Raw genomic sequence first — 19,627 nt, 5'->3', positions numbered from 1 at the left:
GCCCTCGCCTACTGGTCCTGCACGGTGATCGACGTGATCACGTCACCGACCGCGATGTTGTGGACTACGTCGAGACCCTTGATCACCTGGCCGAACACCGTGTACTGGTTGTCCAGGCTCGGTTGTGGTCCGAGGCAGATGTAGAACTGCGAGCCCGCGGAGTCCGGGTCGGTCGCTCGCGCCATGGCGAGCGTCCCGTCGACGTGCTTGCGGGGGTTGAACTCGGCCTTCATGCGCCAGCCCGGGTTGCCGGTACCCAGCGTCGGGTCCTCCGGCGCGACCTGGTTCGCCTTCTGGCGGGTCACGATGTCGATGATCTCCTGAGCGGAGAGGACCTTCGTCTGCGGATCCCCGACCTGGATGACGAATCCGGCTTCGACGCGATGGAACTTGATGCCGTCGTAGAAGCCAGAATCCGCGAGCTCGACGAAGCTCGCGACCGAGTTGGGGGCATCCGCGGGATAGAGTTCGGCGGTGATGTCGCCCTTCGAAGTCTTGATCACGACGATCGGAGCCTTGCCCACCTTCGTCGTAGAGACGTGCATCGGCTCTCCCCCCGCTGTCGACTGCGCATCGGCCGCCTGCTGCGCCGCCGCCTCTTCCGCGCTCGACGCCTGCTTGGCGCAACCCTGCAGCGCGAAGACGGCCCCCACGAGAAGGACGGCGGCGATCGCTCGCGCAGCGGATCTCGACATGTATGGAACCCCTCTCGCGGTCTGCGTCCGGCTTCACCGGCCGCCGGAACCCGCATCATTCTAGCAAGGCCGCGCTCGGCTTGTAAGCCGTCCTTCCCGCGCGGGTGCCGGGGCATGCGCTCGCGCGGTCGTCCTGCTACGCTGTTGCCCGGCCGCCACGCCCAACGGCGACGGCCGCTCGATACGGAGAACGCGCGTGGCGCGTGAAGGAGGAGACGCAGTGGCGGCACCCACCACCGACAAGATCCGCAACGTCGCGCTCGTGGGCCATGGCGGAGCCGGCAAGACCTCGCTCGCGGAGGCGATGCTCTTCGTCGCCGGCGAGACGAAGCGGCTCGGCAGGGTCGACGACGGCAACTCGAACCTCGACTACGACGAGGAGGAGAAGCGCCGACGGTTCACGATCAACCTCTCGCTCGCTCCGATCGTGCACAAGGGCTGCAAGATCAACGTGATCGACACCCCGGGGTATTCGGACTTCATCGGCGACGCCATCGCCGGGATCGTCGCGTCCGAAGCCGCACTGTTCGTCGTCGACGCCGTCTCCGGCCCGCAGGTCCAGACGGAGAAGCTGTGGGAGGCCGCCGAGGAGACCGGCACCCCCCGCGCTGTGTTCATCAACCGGATGGACAAGGAGCACGCCGACTTCGACGCCGCCATGACCTCTCTCACCGAGGCCTTCGGACACCGGATCGGCGCCGTCCAGCTTCCCATCGGGTGCGAACAGGACTTCCGCGGCGTGGTCGACATCATCCGAATGAAGGCCTACCACCACGAAGGCGACAAAGAAGAGGTATTCGACATCCCGGCCGACATGACCGACGCGGCGGAAGCGGCTCGCGAGAAGCTCTGCGAACTCGTGGCCGAAGCCGACGACGACCTCATGGAGAAGTACCTCGAGGGCGAGCGGCTGACCCAGGAGGAGCTCGAGACACTTCTGGACAAGGCGATCGCGCAGCACATCTTCGTGCCGGTCTTCGTGGGTTCCGCCACCACCCTGCAAGGCGTGGAGGACCTGCTCGACGAGATCGTGGGCTTCTTCCCCGCCCCGACCGAGCGCGCACCGTGGACGACGACCGACGGCAAGGACGTGCCCGTCTCGTCGTCCGGCACCATGTCCGCGTTCGTCTTCAAGACCGTCTCCGACCCGTACCTTGGCCACCTCAACTTCGTGAAGGTGGTCACGGGCACGCTGAAGCCGGATACCCAAGCGGGCAACCCGCGCACCGGCAAGAAGGAGCGCATCGGGCACGTCTTCTCCATGAGAGGCAAGGAATCGGTCGACGTGGAGGCCGCAGCCGCCGGCGACATCGCCATCCTCCCGAAGCTCGCCGACACGCGCACGGACGACACCCTCTCCGACTCGGGAGACGTCAGCTACGCTCCGATGCCCCTGCCCGAGCCGCTCTATCCCGTCGCGGTGGTCGCGAAGAACAAAGCCGACGAGGACAAGCTCGGCACGGCGCTGAACCGCATCGTCGACGAGGAGCCGACGCTGACGATCCGCCGCGACCCCGAGACGCACCAGACGGTGCTCTCCGGCCTCGGCGACATCCAGATCGACACCGCTCTCAACCGGCTGAAGACGAAGGCGAACGTCGAGGCCGAGCTCATCGAGCTGCGGATCCCCTATCGCGAGACCATCCGTAAGATCGCCTCCGCGCAGGGCCGCCACAAGAAGCAGACCGGCGGCAGCGGACAGTTCGGCGACTGCTGGCTGCGCCTCGAGCCCAATCCCGGCGCGGGCTACGAGTTCGTCGACCAGATCGTCGGCGGCAAGATCCCGCGCCAGTTCATCCCCGCCGTCGACAAGGGCGTCCAGAACACGCTCACCGAAGGCGTGCTCGCCGGCTACCCCGTCGTCGACGTGAAGGTCTGCGTCTACGACGGCAGCTACCACAGCGTCGACTCGTCCGAGATGGCGTTCCGGACCGCCGCCCGCATCGGGTTCCGCGCAGCCGCCGAGAAGGCCGACATGGTGCTTCTCGAGCCGATCGCACACCTCGAGATACAGATGCCCGAGGAGTACGCCGGGGCCGTCATGGGCGACATGTCCTCGAAGCGCGGCAAGATCCTGGGCATGGAGGCGAAGGGCAAGCGGCAGGTCATCAAGGCGACGGTGCCCTACGCCGAGGTCGTCCACTACGCCATCCAGCTGCGTTCGCTCACGCACGGGACCGGCAGCTACACCATCAAGGTCGGCGAATACGCCGAGGTCCCCTTCGACATGGCGAAGAAGATCATCGAGGCCACCAAGAAGGAGAAGGAGGAGGCGTAAGGCCTCCTCCTTCGTATGCCGTGATGGCGCCCCCGACAGGACTCGAACCTGTGGCCTTCTGCTCCGGAGGCAGACGCTCTATCCACTGAGCTACGAGGGCGTGGAAAGTCACGCTACCACAATCGGCCCTGGAACCGCTATCGGGGAGGCAGAGGTGGCAGTCGGACGGGCGCTCGTCATCGTGAACCCGGTCGCCAAGCACGGCGAGACGGGCAAGCTCGTCCCCGCGGTGGAGCGGATGCTGCAGTCGCTGCCGCACGACACGGTGCTGACCGAGCGCATGGGCCACGCGGCCGTCATCGCCGAGCAGGCCGACGACCGCTACGACCTCCTCGTCGCCGTCGGGGGCGACGGCACCGTCCACGAGGTCCTCAACGGGATCATGCGCCGCCCCGAAGGCAGCCGCCCGGCGCTCGGCCTGCTGCCGACCGGCTCCGGCAACGACACGCGACGTACGTACGGCGTGCCCGTCGACCTCGCCGCCGCCGCGATACAGCTCATGGCCGACAACCGCCGCCGCTTCGACGTCGGCGTGTGCAACGGCGTGTACTTCAACAACTCGTTCGCGGCGGGCCTCGACGCGCGCGTCACGATGAAGGCGGTCGAGTACAAGTCGACCACCGGCCGCTCGGGCATCTGGCTCTACCTCACCGCACTCATGCACGTGCTCTTCAACGAGCTCTACCCCCACCACGTGCGCGTCTCGTGGGACGGCGCGCCGGCCGAAGAGACCGACCTGCTGATCGTCGCGGTCACGAACGGACCGACGTACGGGGGCGGCTTCTTCATCACGCCGGCGTCCATCCCCGACGACGGGCTCTTCGACACCTGCGTGATCGACCCGCTCTCGCTGCCCCAGGCGCTCATGCGACTACCGTTCGTCATCATGGGGAAGCACACGCGCATGCGCCCGGTCCACATGGAGCGCCACACGTCGCTAGTCATCGAGTCGGGCGACGGCCCGCTCCCCGCGCAGATCGACGGCGAGGTGATGCTCGAGAGCCGCTACGAGGTCTCGATGCTGCCCTCCGCTATCGAGTGCGTGATCCCTGCGCCGTGAGCCGGTTCGTGTGGGGCGCGGCGGTCTTCGCGGCCGCGTACCTGATCGGGTCCGTACCGTGGGCGTACGTCATCGTGCGCCGCGTGACCGGAGAGGACATCGCCGCGCACGGCACCGGCAACGTCGGCGCGATGAACGTGCGCCGCTCGACCGGCTCCTGGCGCTGGTTCGTCGTCGCGATGGTGGCGGACGCCTCGAAGGGGATGCTCGCGGTCGGTGCGACGCGCCTGCTGCCCGCAACGATCGTGGCGGCTCCAGCGGTGGCGCTCGCGGGCGCGGTCGTCGGACACAACTACTCGCTCTGGATGGCGTTGCTGAAGCGACGCTTCGAGCGTACGGGCAAAGGGCTGGCGACCGGCGGAGGGGCGCTGCTCATCTACGACTGGCGCTACTTCGTGGTCGCGCTGACCGTCGCGCTGCTGGTCATCGCGGTGACGAAGTACATGCTGGCCGGTCAGGTCGCCGCTGCTGCGGCGCTGCCCGTGACCGCGCTGGCACTACACTCGCCCGACTGGCCTTTCGCGCTAGCCATAGGGCTTCTCGTCTACGCCGCGCACCACAAGAGGTTCGTGGGGATGCTGCAAGGCAAGGAGCCGCGCCTCTACATCGACGACGGGAAGGGCCCGCGCGGCTGATCGCGGGCAGACCCTACTTGAGTTCGATGGCCTCGTTCGGACAGACGTCGGCGCACGTGCCGCACTCGGAGCAATCGTCCGGACGGGCGAGTACGGCGAAGTCATCGAGGTCGAGCGCGCTCGTGGGGCACTCATCCACGCAGATGCCGCAAGCGGTGCAGAGCGAGTTGTCGACGACGGGCTTGCCCATGTGAGACTCCCTTTCGACTGCGGGTCACGGCGGCCCGGTACGGCCGCAGGGCCGCATCGTAGCGCGGGCGGGCGCAGGAGGGCAAGGAGGACGTCCGGCCGTCCAGAGCCTGACAGTGAGAGGGGCGTATGATATTGCGCGGGGGCGGAAGCCACGCAAGGAATCGCGCGGCATCGCGTACGGACTGCTAAAGCCAGGTGCATCTAGAGGTGGTGGCGCTCGTTTCTTCACTTGGATGGTCGTATGATCGACCGCGAGGGGGGCGAACGCGATGTCAGCCAAGAGGATCGGGTATCCGCTGGTAATCCTCTCTATGGCGACGACGATGGTCGGATTCGCCGTCGGGGTGGGCGCTGCGTCTCAAACCATCTCGAGACCACCGGAGACGAGACCGGCTGTGGCGCTCGACACATCAACGACGGTTTCGACCGCGCTCGGATACGAGTATCTCAACAGCGTGATGGACAAGTTCAACCATACCGTCGACGTGTACACGGACGCGGACTCCGGCGGCAACCACTACATCCCCTCCGGGTGGATGGGAGACTGGGCTGACGTCACGTTCGCCAGCGACAGCACCGCAACCGTTCCTCACTCCGGCCTCACCTCGGTCAGGATTCGCTATTCCGCCGAGGCGACCCAGGGAAACAGGTGGGCCGGCATCTACTGGCAACATCCGGAGAACAACTGGGGCGATCTCACTGGGGGATTGGACCTTCGCGGAGCCAGTCAGCTTACCTTCTGGGGCAAGAAGGAAGATCCGGGTGACGGTTGGGTCGACTTCAAGGTCGGCGGGATCAACAGGATCCCGAACGACGATCCCGCCAAGCCCGATCGGGATGCATTCGGTCCCATCGGCACCGGCTACGTGAGGTTGAGCGACGAGTGGCAGCGGTTCACCATCCCGCTGGACAAGGACTACTTCGATGTCTACCGCGATCAACACGTGGCCAACGGCTTCGCTCCGAGCGGCTCGATGGGTGACTTGGGCGACATCACTTTCACCGACACCTACACCGTCAACCCGTACGCCGGGAGAACGGCGATCCGGATCGACTACTCGGCGGCGGGCCCACAAGGATGGTCTGGCATCTACTGGCAGTGTCCCGCCAACGCATGGGGCGATTCCCCCGCAGGTCTCGACCTCGCAGGCTTCACCCGCTTGACCTTCAAGGCACACGGCCGGGTCGGCGGAGAGCAGGTGGAGTTCTTCGCGTTCGGCATCGGCCGAGACCCGTTGACCGGCACGCCGACGAAGCCGTACTACGACTCGAGTCCAAAGACCAGTCTGGGCTATGTCTCGCTGGATAGCACTTGGACGACGTACTCGATAGACCTGACCGGAAAGGACTTGTCTCGGGTCATCGGCGGCTTCGGCTGGGCCACGAACAGATCGCGCAACGCAAATGGAGCCACCTTCTACCTTGACGACATTCGATACGAGCGGTCACTCTCGCCCTCGGATCTCAACTCGACGATCGGCGGGTTCGCGTGGGCGACGGACAAGGCCAGCAATCCCGACGGCGTCACTTTCTATCTCGACGACATCCAGTTCGACAAAGCCAGACCGAACGCTCTCCGGCTGCTCACGAGCTTCGAGTTGCGCGATCCCGACGCCGACAAACCACTCGGCAACGTGGCTTTCACCTATGACAACGCCCTGGCCATGCTGTCATACATGGCTCGCGGAACCGCGGACGATTGGCGCAGAGCCAAGATCATCGGCGATACGTTGATCTACGCGCAGGATCACGATCCAGACTATGACGATGGGAGGTTGCGGAACGCGTATCGCTCCGGCGACATCACTGATACGTCGAACGGCGATGCCCTACTGCCTGGTTGGTGGGACGACACTCGGAAGAGATGGCTCGAGGATCCGGAAGCGGTGAGCTCCACGACGGGCAACATCGCTTGGGCGATGATCGCGCTCCTCGACTACTACGAGAACAAAGGGGACCCAGCCTATCTCGAAGCCGCAAGAAGGATGGGGGAGTGGGTCGAGACCGAGACGAGAGACGACTCGGTTGCGATCGGCGGATACATGGGGGGCTACAGGGGTTGGCCAAGCGATCCTCCCCAGAAACAGACCTGGAAGTCCACAGAGCACAACATCGATCTCTACGTGGCCTTCAGGCGGCTACACACCGCAACAGGAAACACCGCCTGGGTCGAACGGGCGAACCATGCCAAGCGGCTGGTCGAGGCGATGTGGGACTCTGACTCGGGACGCTTCTGGACCGGCACATTAGGTGACGGAACGACCACGAACACCGCCAACATCCCAGTGGACATCCAGGCGTGGGCGGTGCTTGCCTTCCCTGAGAAGCTGGAATACCGACAAGGTCTTGCGTGGGCCGAGGCGAATGCGCGAACGGATTGCGCGGTGCATGATTGTCCGAATCACAGCGACGCTCGCCCTGGGTTCAGCGGCTTCGACTTCAACGATGACCTGGACGGCATCTGGTTCGAAGGGACCGCGCAGATGGTGACGGCGTATCGGGCGGCATGTGAGACCGAGGCGGCCGGCACGTACCTGCGAGAGCTGCGCCGGGCACAGGTCTCGGCCGAGAACTCGGACGGCAGGGGCATCGTGGCCGCTTGCCACGACGGAGTGACCACGGGATTCGACTTGGTGTACCTCAACCGTCTGCACGTCGGTGCCACATCCTGGTTCATCATGGCCGCACGCAGCTTCAATCCATACTGGCCGGACCGGACGAAACCGTTCGCTCGAGCTTCCGCGCCGCGATATTCGACCGATCAGTCCAAGACCAGGACCTTCAGGGTCGGCTGGACGGCAAGCGACGCGACGCCGACGATGGGCATCGCCTCCTACGAAGTCCAGCGAAAGGACGGCTCACTGGGCGCGTGGACGGACTGGAAGAACGACACGACTCAGACGTCCGGCATCTTCTCCGGCACCGTCGGCCACACGTACCACTTCCGGGTCAGAGCCACGGACTGGACGGACAACCAGAGTACGTGGTCTCCGCCTGTCGCGACGGTGGTTCCTTTCGACCAGGATGTGGCGACCTACTCGGCTCGGATGTGGGCGTCGACCAGCGCGACGTCTTCCCAGCTCTACCTTGGCACCGCGAGATCCACGACCAGACCAGGAGCCAGGGCGGTCTATCGATTCAACGGCAGGCAGGTGATCTTGTTCGTCACGGAAGGGCCTGATCGAGGGAAGGCACGGGTCAGGGTCGACGGAGGTGCTTGGTCGACCTTCGACACGTATGCTCCGTCCACGAGATTCCGCCAGGCTGCGTGGGCGTGGCCGCGCATCGCGGGAAACGCGAATGAGGTCCACACGGTGACGATAGAGAATCTTGCGACGGCGCGCAGGCCTAGGTTGGAGTTGGATGCGATTGGAGTGAGACGCTAGACTCGGCGTTACCCCACCTTGTCCTGGATCTCCTGTGGGCTCCAGAGGCAGAACGGGTAGGTGCGGTCGGTGAGGATGTCCGCCGCGTCGCGGCGCGCGCGCAGGTCCTCGGCGCGCGAGCGCGCCTCCGCCACCAGCGGCGCGAGCACGTCCGCGAGCCCGGCGTTCGCGTCTCGGATCGCCGCGCCCAGCGCCTTGCGGTCCGCTCCCGGCTGTTCGATCGCGGCGACGAGCCGCGCCTTCTCCTCAGCGAGCGCTTCGGCCCGCTCACGCTCGGCCTCGTCGTCGAACTCCACCTCGTCGAGCAGACGGTCGGGGTTGTGCTCCGCCGTCTGCACGCGCCTCTCGGCCTCCTCCACCTCGCGGTCGCCGACCACGCTCGCACCCAGCGGGAGCTGGACGGTCAGCGACGCCACCACGAAGGGCGGAAGGTCCACACCGAAGAAGCGGCGGACCACGTCGTCGGTCACGCGGTCGTAGCGCCCTCCGCCTACACCGTGGATGAACAGATCCGCGACGAGCAGTCGCTGATATGCGGTGAGTACGACGGCCTTCGGCGCGAGCAGGACACCCGACTCCTCGAGAGCGGTGACGGCCGCATCGGGGTCGGCGGGCAGCCGGCAAACGACCTCGCCGCCGGCGAGCAGTTCCGTCACGTCGCCCTGACGCGCCCACACGGCCGTGCGCCCACGCTCACCCACCAGCCAGAAAGGCGTCTCCACGAGATCGCCGTCGAACGTCAGGTCCGGGAACGGCTGCACGACCGAGCGCACGCGATTCGCCGCGCGGTACGCCGCGAGCGCTTCGTTGTACGCCAGTGCGAACCGCTCGGCCTCCCCGAGCAGCGACACGGCGAAGCGCCGGAACGGTGCCGTGACGGCCTCCTCGGTCACGGGAAGCTCCAGGTACGTCGTCCCGGCGCTCGCTTCGTAACGTCTGCGCGCGAAGGTGACGAGTTCCGCGAGATTGCGCGCATCTGTGTTCGCCGATGCCAGCGCGTCGCAGAAAGCGCCGAAATGCCTCGGCAGGGCCGGGGCGGGCAGGGTCGAGAGCATCTGCTCCCCAGCCACGCGGAAGGTCTCGATGTCCGCCAGCGAGGGCACCGGAGAGCATGCGTAGCAGGCATCCGTGCCGCCGATCGCGAGGTACTGGCGGCATCGCTCGATCTCCGGGCGAAGACACGGAGCGGTCAGCTCGACCGCGTCGAAACCGTCCGAGTCGACGACAAGGTCGATGCCCGTGCCCCCGATCTCTTGTGCGAGACGCTGCAACAGGAAGACCTTCGCCCAGACACCGGGGTGGTAGAGCTGCGGCTGGTGGCCGGTCATCACGAGCGGCGCGCCGGCCCCCGCGCCGCTCGTCACCTCGACGCCTAGGTACCGCGAGAACTCAGCGGCCGCCGCGAGCGCGGTCTCGCGAGCTTCCGCGCGCAGCTCGCGCGCCGGAACGCCCGCGATCCGCACGTCGAGCGCTGCCGCGACACGCGCGTTCGCACGGGCGAGCGCGGCCCACTCGACGTACGGCGGCACGGTGAGCAGCTCGCCGTGACCTTGCGGGGTGGTGCCCTTGGCGTGGACCATCGCGCGTGCCTAGACCAGGTCCTCGACGCGGGCTACGCCGATCTCTTCGCGACAGAAGAACGGCTCACCGGCGGCTGTGCCGATGAGAGCGCCCCACGAGCGGGCCATCATCTCCATCGTCGGCAGCACCTCGGCGTTGCGGGGATTGGCGGAGAACTGCGACGCGTAGCATCGCAGGGCATCCATCTTCGCCGCGAGGTCGGGCGAGATATCCACGACGAACGCCGGCTTCTTGAGCAGCCGCAGGTGGACGGCGTAGTAGTGGTAGACCTTCTCCGGATAGTGAGGCTCCCCGGACATCTCCGTCTTCACGAACTTCGCCCAGAAGCGGGCAGCCTCCCCTATCGCCGCGGCGGCGACATGGTCGGGATGCGCGTCTTCGGGATACGGCAGGAAGAGCAGCCGGGGCTTCAACTCGCGTATGACCTCGGCCAGCGCCGTGCGCTCCGCCACTCCGTCGAAGAGCGAGCGGTTCGGGAGGTCGAGGGTGCGGCGGCGTGCGCCGAGGACGGCCGCCGCCGCGGCGGACTCCTTCGCGCGCGTCTCGGAAGAGCCCGCGGGTGTGGGCTCGCCGTCCGTGAGGTCGACGATCGCGACCTCCAGTCCGCGGCGTACCATGCCCGCTACCGTGCCGCCCATCCCTATCTCGACGTCGTCGGGGTGAGCCCCGACGCACAGCGCGTCGATCATCCTTCGTCCTTCCCAAGGGCATCGCGCCAAACGCGCAAGTAGTAGGCGAATCGCCTCTCCGGATCGTCCAGGTCCTCACCGAACGAGCGGTCCGCATCGGAGTAGATCCGCTCCACCGGCAGTTCCCGCACTCTAGCGGAGCACCTCCACGCCTTCGCCCACAGCTCCATGGGCATGGCATACCCTGGCTCGGACAGGTCGAGACAGTCCAGCATCCCGGCGCGGTACGCCTTGAAGCCGCAGAACGCGTCGGTGATGCCCCAGCCCGTGACGGCGTTCACCTCGGTCGCGACCCGCTCGTTGACCTCGCGGCGCTGGCCGGGGGTCTCCCCGATCGCGACGCTCTCGGGCAGGTAGCGGCTGCCCGACACGATGTCCGCACCCGAATCGATCGCCGCGAGGAACGCCGCGATGTGGGCGGGCTCGTGCTGTCCGTCGCAGTCCATCGTCAGCACGCGGCGGGCCCCCGCCGAGCGCGCGAGCGCGAACCCGTCGATGAGCGAGCGCCCGTAGCCGAGGTTGCCCGGGTGCGTCACGAGGACGATGTCATGGCGGTGCGCAAGGATCTCCGCGCTACCATCTGTGGAGCCGTCGTCGACGACGATGACCAGCCCCGCGAACTCCTCCCGCACGGCATCGAGGACCTCGCACACCGTGGGCGCCTCGTCATGGACGGGCATGATGACGGCATCGGACACCGCGCGCCGCTGCCCCTGCCCTACTCGGCTTCGACGACGCGCCAGGAGGACGTGATCCGGACCTGCGGTCCGAACATCCCCCGAACCGAGCAGTACTTCTCCTCGGAGAGCGCGACCGCGCGCTCGAGGAACGCGGGATTGACGTCGTGTCCCGTCACGACGTACTCGACCGCTACCTCGGTATAGATGCGCGGCTGCTCCTCGCGCTGGCCGGCGGTGACACGCACCTCGAAGTCGCGCACGTCCTGGCGCTGCTTGGCCAGGATCGAGATGACGTCGATGCCCGTGCATCCGCCGAGGGCGTAGAGGGCGAGTTCGAGGGGACGCGCGCCCGAACCGTCGCCGTGGTATTCCTTCGGCGAGTCCATGACGACGCCGTGGCCGGCCTCGTCCCAGCCGACGAAGCGCCTTCCGCCGTTCCATCTGACGATGACGGTGTCCACGCCGGCTATGTACCCTATATCTTCCGGCCGACCATGGCCGCGAGTTCCCGCGGGTTCTGAGCCTTGCTTATGGCCTCCTCGTACGTGACTTTGCCCGCCTGCAGCAGGGTCTTCAGGTGCTGGTCGAGCGTCTGCATGCCCAGCGCGGCGCCGCCCTGGATGATCGTCGGCATCTGGTGCGTCTTCCCCTCGCGGATGAGGTTGCTGATCGCCGGCACGCCGAGCATGATCTCCATCGCCAGAACGCGGGAGCGACCGTCCGTGCTGCGCAACAGCACCTGCGACAGGACGCCCTCCAAGGTGCCGGCGAGCTGCATGCGCACCTGCATCTGCTGGTGTGGAGGGAAGACGTCGATGATGCGGTCGACGGTCGCGGGACCGCCGGTCGTGTGCAGGGTCGCCAGCACGAGGTGGCCCGTCTCCGCCGCCGTGATGGCCGCGGAGATCGTCTCGAGGTCGCGCATCTCTCCGACGAGGATGACGTCGGGGTCCTGTCGCAGCACCCGCCTGAGCGCGCCCGCGAACGAATGCGTGTCCTCGCCGATCTCGCGTTGCGAGACGTACGCCTTCTGGTTCTTGTGCATGAACTCGATCGGGTCCTCGAGGGTGACGATGTGCAGCGGACGCGTCGCGTTGATGTGGTCGATCATCGCCGCCAGCGTCGTCGACTTGCCGGCGCCCGTCGGACCGGTCACGAGGACCAGGCCTCGCGGCCTGTCCGCGAGGAACTTGCAGACCTTCGGCAGCCCCAGCTCCTCGAGCGTCGGGACGGCGATGGGGACCACGCGGAAGACGGCCGCCATGGTGTCCCTCTGCTGGTAGACGTTGGCGCGGAATCGCGAGAGTCCGGGGATGCTGTAGGCGAAATCGAGCTCGAGCTCCGTCTCGAAGCGACGTCGCTGCTCCTCGGAGAGCAGGTTGAGGATCATGTCCTGCGTGTCGCGCGGCGTGAGCGTCTTCGCCCCGTCGACCGGTATGAGCTCGCCGCGGATGCGGAAGCCCGGAGCGCTACCGACCGCGATGTGCAGGTCCGAGCCGCCGCGGTCGACCATCTCGCGGAGGAGGTCGTCGACGACCGGGGCGTCGCCTCCGGGCACGGCGCTGCCCACCTGGACCGCCCCGACCGGCACTCCGCTGGGCGGCCCTGCCACGCCGTAGCCGCCGACGGGCTCGGGAAGCGGAGTCTCGACGGGCGCTTGCGGGGTCTCCGCGGCGACCGAGAGGAGCGACGCGACCTTCTCGACGACCGTCGTCGTGTCCGCCGCCTGCGAGAGATGCGCCGCGGCTCCAGACTGCCGCGCCTTGAGCGCCGAGGCCTCGGTGGGGCTCTCGGCCAGGATGATGACCTTGACGCCGGAGCAGCCCTCTTCCTCCAGGAGTTGCTTCGTGAACGTGTATCCGTCCATCCCCGTCAGGTCCCCATCGACTATCACGAGGTCCGGAGGGGTGCTCATGCACAGACCGAGAGCGCGTGGAGCGGAGATCGCGGACGCGACCTCCGAACCCGGCAAGGCCTGCTCGATCGCGTTCTTCAGAGTCTCGACGAGGCCCATGTCGTCGTGGACGATCAGTATCCTGCTCTCCCCCACGGGACGCCCAACCTCCTCGTTCGGGGCCTGCGGCCCCCGCACGGGGCGCGGCGCGCCCGATACCGTATGATGGACCGTGACCGGCACGGTCGGCAACCGGAAGGACCCGATGGACGATCCGATGCGTCTTACCGTCGAGAGCCTCGCGTACGGCGGTGACGCGGTCGCCCACGCCGCCGATGGTCGTGCGGTCTTCCTCAGCGGGGCTTGCCCCGGAGATGTGGTCACGGCCAAGGTCGTCTCCGACCGAGGCCGGTACGTGATCGGAGAAGTCCTCGAGATCGTGCAGGCCTCGCCCGAGCGGGTCGTCCCACCTTGCCCGTACTTCGGGACGTGCGGCGGCTGTCAGTGGCAGCACGTCTCAGCAGCCGTGCAACTCGCGGCGAAGACGAGAGCCGTCGCCGAGGCGCTCACCCGGATCGGGCATGTCACGGGCGAGGTCGTGGAGGACGTCGTCGACGCCGGACCCGCCCTCGGCTACCGGAACCGCGTCGAACTCACCGTCGGCGCCGCCGAGGACGGCCGCCTCTCCCTGGGGTTCGCTCCTCGCCAGGGCGACGGGTTCGTCCCCGTCGACGCATGCCTCCTGCTTCCGAAGAACCGGGAGGGCGCCCCGCGTGCGCTGCGCGGTGCGCTCAGGTACCTCGCGGGCCGTCACGGCCTCGGCATCGAGAGGGTCTCCCTGCGCGTCGCGCGTCACTCCCCCGACGTCGCCGTCGACCTCTGGGGCCCGCCGGGGCCCTTCCCCAGACACGCCGCGGCGGGCACCATCGCCACCGCGGTCGGAGCGACGACCGTCACGCACGTCCTGACGAAGGGCCCGACGTCCGCTCGCGCGGTCTCGCGAGTGGAGGTCCTCGCCGGACCCGGGGCATGGCGCGAGAGGCTCGCCGGGCGTCCGTACCTCGTCTCCGCGCCTTCGTTCTTCCAGGTCAACACGATGGCCGCCGAGCGGCTCGTCGCGATCGTGCTCGAGCGCCTCGCTGCGGACGGCTCGGACCGGGTCCTCGACCTCTACGCGGGAGTCGGGACGTTCACTCTCCCGCTGGCGGCCGCGGCGGGCTCCGTCGTGGCCGTGGAGTCAGGCGGCAGCGCGGTGCGCGACCTGCGGCGCAACCTGCAAGAGAACGACCTGAAGGCCCAGGTCGCTCCGGGCGACGCCGCCCGCGCCCTGTCCGAACTGGGTGTCTTCGACGCCGCGGTCGTCGACCCGCCTCGCGCGGGCATGCGCCCGGACGCGCTGCGCGCGCTCGTCGCGGCACGGCCGGGGCGGATCGTCTACGTCTCGTGCGACCCGACCACGCTAGCACGCGATGTCGCGCGGCTCGCGGAGTCGGGCTACCGGCTGGCGTCTGCCGTTCCGGTCGACCTCTTCCCGCAGACGTATCACGTCGAGACGGTCGCCTTGCTCGAACGGGCCTAGACGAGCTTCCCGACCTCGGGGAAGTCGGTCACCAGGGCGTCGTGCGGAGCGTCCTCGTGCTCGACCGTGAGGTCGACGCCCGCGAAGTGCGTGTCGCCATGTTCGCCTTCGAGCCACATCGTGCTGTCGGAGAGGTCGTAGACGACACCCTTGTACGCGACGTAGACCGGACGACCGTCCTTGCCGTCGAAACCCGCCAGCTCCTCGGCAGTGAACTCCTTCATGTGGGGCCTCCCGTGATCCTTCGGACGTCCGCCGTCGCCAGCGCGGACCCATAGGGGGTCTATCCCCCGCGGGAGGAGGACCCGACGCGTCCCGAACGATCAGTCGGTCTCGAGACGCTCGCGCAGCCGGACGATGTCGACGACGATCCGACGGCCCTTCGTGGCGAGGACGCCCTCCTTGCCGAGCGCGGACACCGCCCGGCTGACCGTCTCGCGAGACGTGCCCGCGAGCGTAGCGATCTGGTACTGCGTCATCCCGCCGATCACCGGCACGCCGCAGGTCTCGTACGAAGCGGTGGCCACGTTCAGCAGCACGCGCATCACGCGATGCGTCGCGTCGTGGAAGACCAGGTCCTCCAGGCGCGAGATGGTCTGCCTCAGCCGGCGCGAGAGCGTCGCGATCAGCGAGAGCGCCAATCTGGGCTGCAGCTGTATCGCCGCGGAGAGGTCCTTCCCGTCGATCTGGAGCACTTCGACGTTGGTCATCGCCGTGACGTCGGCCGACCTCGGCTCCGAGTCGACCAGGCTCATCTCACCGAAGTGCGCGGGAGCGTCGAGGAAGCTCAGAGCGAGCTCCCTGTTGTCGGGCGCCGCGAGCGAGACCTTCACCCGTCCGGAGACGAGGAGATACATCGAAGACCCTCGCTCGTGCTGCGCCACGATGATCGCCCCCTTGGGGAGGCGATGGTACGTCACGAGCCCGGCGAGAGCCGCCAGATCGGCAGGAGAGAGCTCGGCGAAGAGCGGCAGCGTCCGAAGTTTGGCGACGACTACGCCGACATCCACCCGTGTCTCTTGATCGACAGGTTCCATGTGTCCCCTATCGGCGTGACATCGAGCACACTTTACCGCATCCTTCCACCCATGATGCGAGCCATCCTCTTCGACCTTGACGGGACGTTGCTCGACCTGGACCTCGACGGGTTCCTAGCGCGCTACTTCACCGCTCTGCGCGGCAGCGCCGCCATGGTCCCCGGTCTCGGAGACGGTGCGGACGCCATCGCCGCCATCTCCAGGTCGACGCAGGCCATGTTCGCGGATCACCCCGGCCTGACGAACCGCGAGGTGTTCTTCTCGGACTTCCTCCTTCGCACCGGCGTCGACCTCGGCGTGCACTGGGGTGTCTTCGAGGACTTCTACCGGGAGACGTTCCCCGGTCTTCGGGGGGACGCCGGACCCGCCCCGGGAGCGCGGAGGGTCGTGGAGACGGCCCTCGGGCTGGGCCTGCGTGTGGCGGTCGCGACCAACCCGATCTTCCCTCGGATAGCCGTGGAGCACCGTCTCGCCTGGGCGGGACTCGCGGACCTGCCCTTCGACGCGATCACGACGTACGAGGTCATGCGCGCGTGCAAGCCGCGCCCGGAGTACTTCCTCCAGACGGCGTCGATGCTCGGGACCTCTCCGGAGGAGTGCCTCATGGTCGGCGACGACGCGTCCCTCGATCTGCCGGCATCCGCGACGGGCATGAGCACCTGGTACGTCGGTGGCGACCTCGTCGAGGCCGACATGCACGGGGACCTCGACGGACTCTCGGACGCACTCCCGTTCCTCGGTGCGTGAAAACCGGCTCCCTATGGGGGAAGAATGTGTTGGCATGCCTGTCGGCGACTCGTAAGATAGTTGTCGGTGGGTGCCGGCCTGCCGTCGCAGCTGGCTGCCTGCTGTCCGGTGAAAGCTGTGTGGTCTGAGGGGGCTATGGACAGTCACGCACTCACGTGCGTTCGCCCGGAGTCGGGGCTCACCGCCACGTCGACTGCCTTTCCGGCGCGTCCAAGTCGAGACTCCCGCTCCTGCTCCCGACCCACCTGGGCTTCCCCCTCGGGCGCCTCTGCCCGCGTCCACCTTCCGGCATCGGCCGGCGCGACCCTCCCGGGTGGCGCGCGGCCTGAGATCCCGTCCAGGACGATCCCCGGGTCTTTCCGCCTGAGAGGAGGATGCCGATAGCGGTACCGCCGAACCGGACCGCCGTCGCGGTCCCGAACGTACTGTCAGCAGGAACGCATCCAAGGAGGTGTATGGTATGGCGCAAGAGACGCGAAGCGTCCTCGACGATGCGCTCGCGGCACGCGGGGTGACCCGGCGTGACTTCGTCAAGTACTGTGGCACCCTCGCGGCGATGCTCGGGCTGTCCGAGATGGCCGCTCCGCAGATCGCCGCGGCGATCGAGAAGGGCGCCGCGCTCAAGCCGGCTATCTGGCTCAACCTAGGTTCGTGCACGGGCTGCACCGAGTCGATCGCACAGGTCGACTATCCCGACGTAGCCTCGATCGTGCTGGACCTTCTCTCACTCAACTACTTCGAGACGGTCATGGCCGCCGCAGGTGAACAAGCCGAGCAGGCAAAGAAGGACACCATCGACAAGGGCGGCTACATCGCCATCATCGAGGGCTCCGTTATGCAGGGCGCCGACGGCAACACCCTTCGCATCGCCGGCAAGACCGGCACGGAACACCTCAAGGACGTCTGCTCGAACGCGGACGCCATCATCGCGGTCGGTTCGTGCGCGGTCGACGGCGGCTGGGTGAAGGCCGCACCGAACCCCGCGAACGCCACCGGCGTCAAGCAGGTCGCGGCGGAGCTCGGCTTCGGTGAAGTCCCGCTCATCAACCTCCCGACCTGTCCCGTGAACCCCGAGTGGATCGTCGCGATGGTCGTCGACGCGCTTCTCATCGGCAAGCTCCCTGAACTGGACGAAGAGGGTCGCCCGACGCTCATCTACGGGTCGACGATCCACGACAACTGCCCGCGTCGCGGTCACTTCGAGAACGGCGAGTTCGTCGAGACGTTCGGCACGCCCGAGGAAGCCAAGCAGTGGTGCCTCTACAAGGTCGGCTGCAAGGGCCCCCAGACGAAGACGAACTGCCCGAACGTGCGCTGGAACCGCCGTGTCAACTGGTGTGTCGAGTCCGGCAGCCCATGCATCGGCTGCGGCAACCTGAACTGGGTCGACAGGGACGCTCCGTTCCTCAACCGGCTGGCCGACATCCCGCTGCCGGGTATCGGCGGCGTGAAGCCCGACACCATCGGCGCGGCGCTCGGCGCTGTCGCCGCCGCGGGTCTCGTAGTCCACGGCGTCGCCCAGGTCGCGACGGGCCGCATGGGGCACGGTGCTCCCATGGAGAAGCAGAAGAAGAGCGCGAAGGGAGGCGATAACCAGTGACTCGTGCAGTCATCGATCCAGTCACCCGCATCGAAGGTCATCTCCGCGTAGAGATCGAAGTCGAGGGCGGGAAGGTCAAGGACGCTTGGGCGTCCGGCGGCCTCTACCGTGGCATGGAGACGGTCCTGCAGGGCCGCGAACCTGCCGACGCGTTCTACGTCGCGCAGCGCATCTGCGGCGTCTGCCCCATCTCACATGGTCACGCCTCCACGATGGGCTCGGAGGCCGCGCTGAACATCAAGATCCCGAACAACGCGCGGATCATCCGCAACCTCATCGAGGCGGCCGAGTCACTCCACAGCCACGTGCTGTGGTTCTACACGCTCACCGCGCTCGACTACGTCGACGTGGTCTCCGCGCTCTCAGCGGACATCGCCGACACGTATGCTCTCGCGAGTAAGGCGGGAACGAGCGTCGCCGACTTCGGCGCAGTCCAGACCCGCGTCAAGAAGTTCGTCGAGGGCGGCCAGTTGTCGATCTTCACGAACGGCTACTGGGGCCACCCCGCTATGAAGCTTCCGCCCGAACTCAACCTGATCGCCGTCGCGCACTACCTCGAGGCCCTGGAGATCCAGGCCGAGGCCGCAGCGATCATCGCCGTGATGGGCGGCAAGTTCCCGCACTTCATGACGTCGCTTCCCGGCGGGACCGTGTGGGTCCCCACCGAGGAGAAGCTCGACGACATACTCTTCCGCTTCACGAAGGTCCGCGACTGGATCACGAACACCATGATCCCGGACACCCTCGCCATCGCCCCGTTCTACATCGACGCCGCGACGTACGGCAAGGGCGTCGGGAACCACCTCGCGTGGGGTGTCTTCGACGACGAGTCGATGGACCCGAAGAAGCGCGCCCTGCCTCGTGGCGTCATCATGGGCGGTCAGCTATCCGTCCTCGAGGCCGATCCGACGAAGATCATGGAGTACGTGGACCACTCCTGGTTCACGTCCGACTCCGGCAATCTGAATCCGGCCAAGGGCGTCACGAAGATGGAGTACAAGGACTACAACGTCGACGACAAGTACTCCTGGGTGAAGGCGCCGCGCTACGACGGCAAGCCCATGGAGGTCGGCCCGCTCTCCCGCATGCTCGTCGGATACGTCTCGGGCGTTCCCGAGATCAAGGAGCTCGTCGACAGCACACTCGCGGCGCTCGGCGTCGCGGGCAAGCCGGAAGTGCTTCTCTCGCTGCTCGGCCGCGTCGCGGCCCGTAACCTCGAGGCGAAGTACATCGCCGACAAGGCCCTCGGCTGGGTCAACGATCTCGTCGCCGCGATCAAGGGCGGGGACTCGAAGTTCTTCGAGACCAGCGACGCCACCGACGGCGAAGGCGTAGGCCTCTGGGAGGCGCCTCGCGGCGCTCTCGGACACTGGGTGACCGTCAAGGGCGGCAAGATAGACCGCTACCAGGTCATCGCCCCGTCGACGTGGGACATGTCCCCGCGCGACAAGGACGGCCAGCGCGGTCCGCTGGAGGAAGCGCTCGTCGGCGCTCCCGTCGAGGACCCGACCAAGCCGCTCGAAGCGTTGCGCATCGTACATAGCTTCGATCCTTGAATCGGGTGCGGGGTTCAC

At 67.2% G+C, this 19,627-nt stretch carries 17 protein-coding genes and 1 tRNA gene; 8 read left to right on the top strand and 10 right to left on the bottom strand.

All coding sequences use genetic code 11. The features are described from left to right. Positions 1–8: 8 nt before the first annotated feature. A complete protein-coding gene (locus tag WC971_07960; GenBank protein ID MFA5844747.1) occupies positions 9–695 on the bottom strand; it encodes a peptidylprolyl isomerase in 687 nt (228 codons plus the stop codon). 220 nt (positions 696–915) lie between these two features. Here WC971_07960 and fusA point away from each other — a divergent pair, with 220 nt between their 5' ends. Continuing rightward, on the top strand, positions 916–2,973 hold the full coding sequence (fusA, locus tag WC971_07955; protein ID MFA5844746.1) for an elongation factor G: 2,058 nt from the start codon (positions 916–918) through the stop codon (positions 2,971–2,973). 24 nt (positions 2,974–2,997) lie between these two features. Here fusA and WC971_07950 read toward each other — a convergent pair. After that, positions 2,998–3,073, bottom strand: a tRNA-Arg gene (locus WC971_07950). A gap of 54 nt (positions 3,074–3,127) precedes the next feature. Between WC971_07950 and WC971_07945 the strand changes: the two genes are divergently transcribed. Then, positions 3,128–4,033 (top strand): diacylglycerol kinase family protein, encoded by a 906-nt coding sequence (locus WC971_07945; GenBank protein MFA5844745.1) that lies wholly within the window; start codon positions 3,128–3,130, stop codon positions 4,031–4,033. Beyond that, positions 4,030–4,668: a glycerol-3-phosphate acyltransferase gene (locus tag WC971_07940; protein ID MFA5844744.1), complete on the top strand. Its 639-nt coding sequence runs from the start codon at positions 4,030–4,032 to the stop codon at positions 4,666–4,668. Before WC971_07945 ends, WC971_07940 begins: the two co-directional genes overlap by 4 nt. A gap of 13 nt (positions 4,669–4,681) precedes the next feature. Here the strand turns inward: WC971_07940 and WC971_07935 are convergent, their stop codons facing one another. Next, positions 4,682–4,858: a 4Fe-4S binding protein gene (locus tag WC971_07935; GenBank protein MFA5844743.1), complete on the bottom strand. Its 177-nt coding sequence runs from the start codon at positions 4,856–4,858 to the stop codon at positions 4,682–4,684. Positions 4,859–5,129: 271 nt separating this feature from the next. On the opposite strand from WC971_07935, the gene WC971_07930 reads away from it, so the two are divergent. Beyond that, positions 5,130–8,246, top strand: a complete 3,117-nt coding sequence (locus tag WC971_07930) for a hypothetical protein (protein MFA5844742.1) — start codon at positions 5,130–5,132, stop codon at positions 8,244–8,246. A gap of 8 nt (positions 8,247–8,254) precedes the next feature. Here WC971_07930 and WC971_07925 read toward each other — a convergent pair whose 3' ends face one another. From WC971_07925 to WC971_07905, 5 genes are read right to left on the bottom strand one after another with little or no spacing between them, the layout of a single operon-like run. Beyond that, the gene (locus WC971_07925; protein ID MFA5844741.1) at positions 8,255–9,826 is read right to left on the bottom strand and encodes a hypothetical protein; all 1,572 of its coding nucleotides are present in this window, start codon (positions 9,824–9,826) and stop codon (positions 8,255–8,257) included. 9 nt (positions 9,827–9,835) lie between these two features. After that, positions 9,836–10,516 carry a bacillithiol biosynthesis deacetylase BshB1 gene (gene bshB1 / locus WC971_07920; protein MFA5844740.1) on the bottom strand — a complete coding sequence of 227 codons (681 nt, stop codon included), beginning with the start codon at positions 10,514–10,516 and terminating at the stop codon, positions 9,836–9,838. Beyond that, the gene (locus WC971_07915; GenBank protein MFA5844739.1) at positions 10,513–11,196 is read right to left on the bottom strand and encodes a glycosyltransferase family 2 protein; all 684 of its coding nucleotides are present in this window, start codon (positions 11,194–11,196) and stop codon (positions 10,513–10,515) included. Before WC971_07915 ends, bshB1 begins: the two co-directional genes overlap by 4 nt. A 38-nt stretch (positions 11,197–11,234) precedes the next feature. Then, on the bottom strand, positions 11,235–11,657 hold the full coding sequence (locus tag WC971_07910; protein MFA5844738.1) for an OsmC family protein: 423 nt from the start codon (positions 11,655–11,657) through the stop codon (positions 11,235–11,237). 14 nt (positions 11,658–11,671) lie between these two features. Beyond that, on the bottom strand, positions 11,672–13,246 hold the full coding sequence (locus tag WC971_07905; protein ID MFA5844737.1) for a PilT/PilU family type 4a pilus ATPase: 1,575 nt from the start codon (positions 13,244–13,246) through the stop codon (positions 11,672–11,674). A 76-nt stretch (positions 13,247–13,322) separates the two neighbouring features. Here WC971_07905 and rlmD point away from each other — a divergent pair, with 76 nt between their 5' ends. Next, positions 13,323–14,669, top strand: coding sequence for a 23S rRNA (uracil(1939)-C(5))-methyltransferase RlmD (rlmD, locus tag WC971_07900; protein ID MFA5844736.1), 1,347 nt, complete (start codon positions 13,323–13,325; stop codon positions 14,667–14,669). On the opposite strand, the gene WC971_07895 is transcribed toward rlmD, so the two are convergent. Together WC971_07895 and WC971_07890 are read right to left on the bottom strand one after the other, a co-directional pair. Beyond that, the gene (locus WC971_07895; protein ID MFA5844735.1) at positions 14,666–14,893 is read right to left on the bottom strand and encodes a cytochrome b5 domain-containing protein; all 228 of its coding nucleotides are present in this window, start codon (positions 14,891–14,893) and stop codon (positions 14,666–14,668) included. The genes rlmD and WC971_07895 overlap by 4 nt on opposite strands. A gap of 99 nt (positions 14,894–14,992) precedes the next feature. Then, positions 14,993–15,679, bottom strand: coding sequence for a Crp/Fnr family transcriptional regulator (locus tag WC971_07890; GenBank protein MFA5844734.1), 687 nt, complete (start codon positions 15,677–15,679; stop codon positions 14,993–14,995). A 78-nt stretch (positions 15,680–15,757) separates the two neighbouring features. On the opposite strand from WC971_07890, the gene WC971_07885 reads away from it, so the two are divergent. The 3 genes from WC971_07885 (at position 15,758) to WC971_07875 (ending at position 19,609) form a co-directional block, all read left to right on the top strand. Next, positions 15,758–16,453, top strand: a complete 696-nt coding sequence (locus tag WC971_07885) for an HAD family hydrolase (GenBank protein MFA5844733.1) — start codon at positions 15,758–15,760, stop codon at positions 16,451–16,453. Between the two features lie 460 nt (positions 16,454–16,913). Then, positions 16,914–18,053: a hydrogenase small subunit gene (locus tag WC971_07880; GenBank protein MFA5844732.1), complete on the top strand. Its 1,140-nt coding sequence runs from the start codon at positions 16,914–16,916 to the stop codon at positions 18,051–18,053. Then, positions 18,050–19,609: a nickel-dependent hydrogenase large subunit gene (locus WC971_07875; GenBank protein MFA5844731.1), complete on the top strand. Its 1,560-nt coding sequence runs from the start codon at positions 18,050–18,052 to the stop codon at positions 19,607–19,609. The genes WC971_07880 and WC971_07875 overlap by 4 nt, the downstream gene beginning before the upstream one ends. Positions 19,610–19,627: the final 18 nt, after the last annotated feature.

This window comes from Coriobacteriia bacterium (genome assembly GCA_041658765.1).
Classification (GTDB): Bacteria; Actinomycetota; Coriobacteriia; order Anaerosomatales; family JBAZZO01; genus JBAZZO01.
Note: the sequence above shows the minus strand (reverse complement) of the source record. Positions and strands in the feature narration are given on the sequence as shown.

Excerpts from the sequence above, each read along its gene's own strand:
- WC971_07960 (MFA5844747.1), bottom strand. The coding sequence starts at position 695 with ATGTCGAGATCCGCTGCGCGAGCGATCGCCGCCGTCCTTCTCGTGGGG.
- WC971_07935 (MFA5844743.1), bottom strand. The coding sequence starts at position 4,858 with ATGGGCAAGCCCGTCGTCGACAACTCGCTCTGCACCGCTTGCGGCATC.
- WC971_07930 (MFA5844742.1), top strand. The coding sequence starts at position 5,130 with ATGTCAGCCAAGAGGATCGGGTATCCGCTGGTAATCCTCTCTATGGCG.
- WC971_07925 (MFA5844741.1), bottom strand. The coding sequence starts at position 9,826 with ATGGTCCACGCCAAGGGCACCACCCCGCAAGGTCACGGCGAGCTGCTC.
- bshB1 (MFA5844740.1), bottom strand. The coding sequence starts at position 10,516 with ATGATCGACGCGCTGTGCGTCGGGGCTCACCCCGACGACGTCGAGATA.
- WC971_07915 (MFA5844739.1), bottom strand. The coding sequence starts at position 11,196 with ATGCCCGTCCATGACGAGGCGCCCACGGTGTGCGAGGTCCTCGATGCC.
- WC971_07895 (MFA5844735.1), bottom strand. The coding sequence starts at position 14,893 with ATGAAGGAGTTCACTGCCGAGGAGCTGGCGGGTTTCGACGGCAAGGAC.
- WC971_07885 (MFA5844733.1), top strand. The coding sequence starts at position 15,758 with ATGATGCGAGCCATCCTCTTCGACCTTGACGGGACGTTGCTCGACCTG.
- WC971_07880 (MFA5844732.1), top strand. The coding sequence starts at position 16,914 with ATGGCGCAAGAGACGCGAAGCGTCCTCGACGATGCGCTCGCGGCACGC.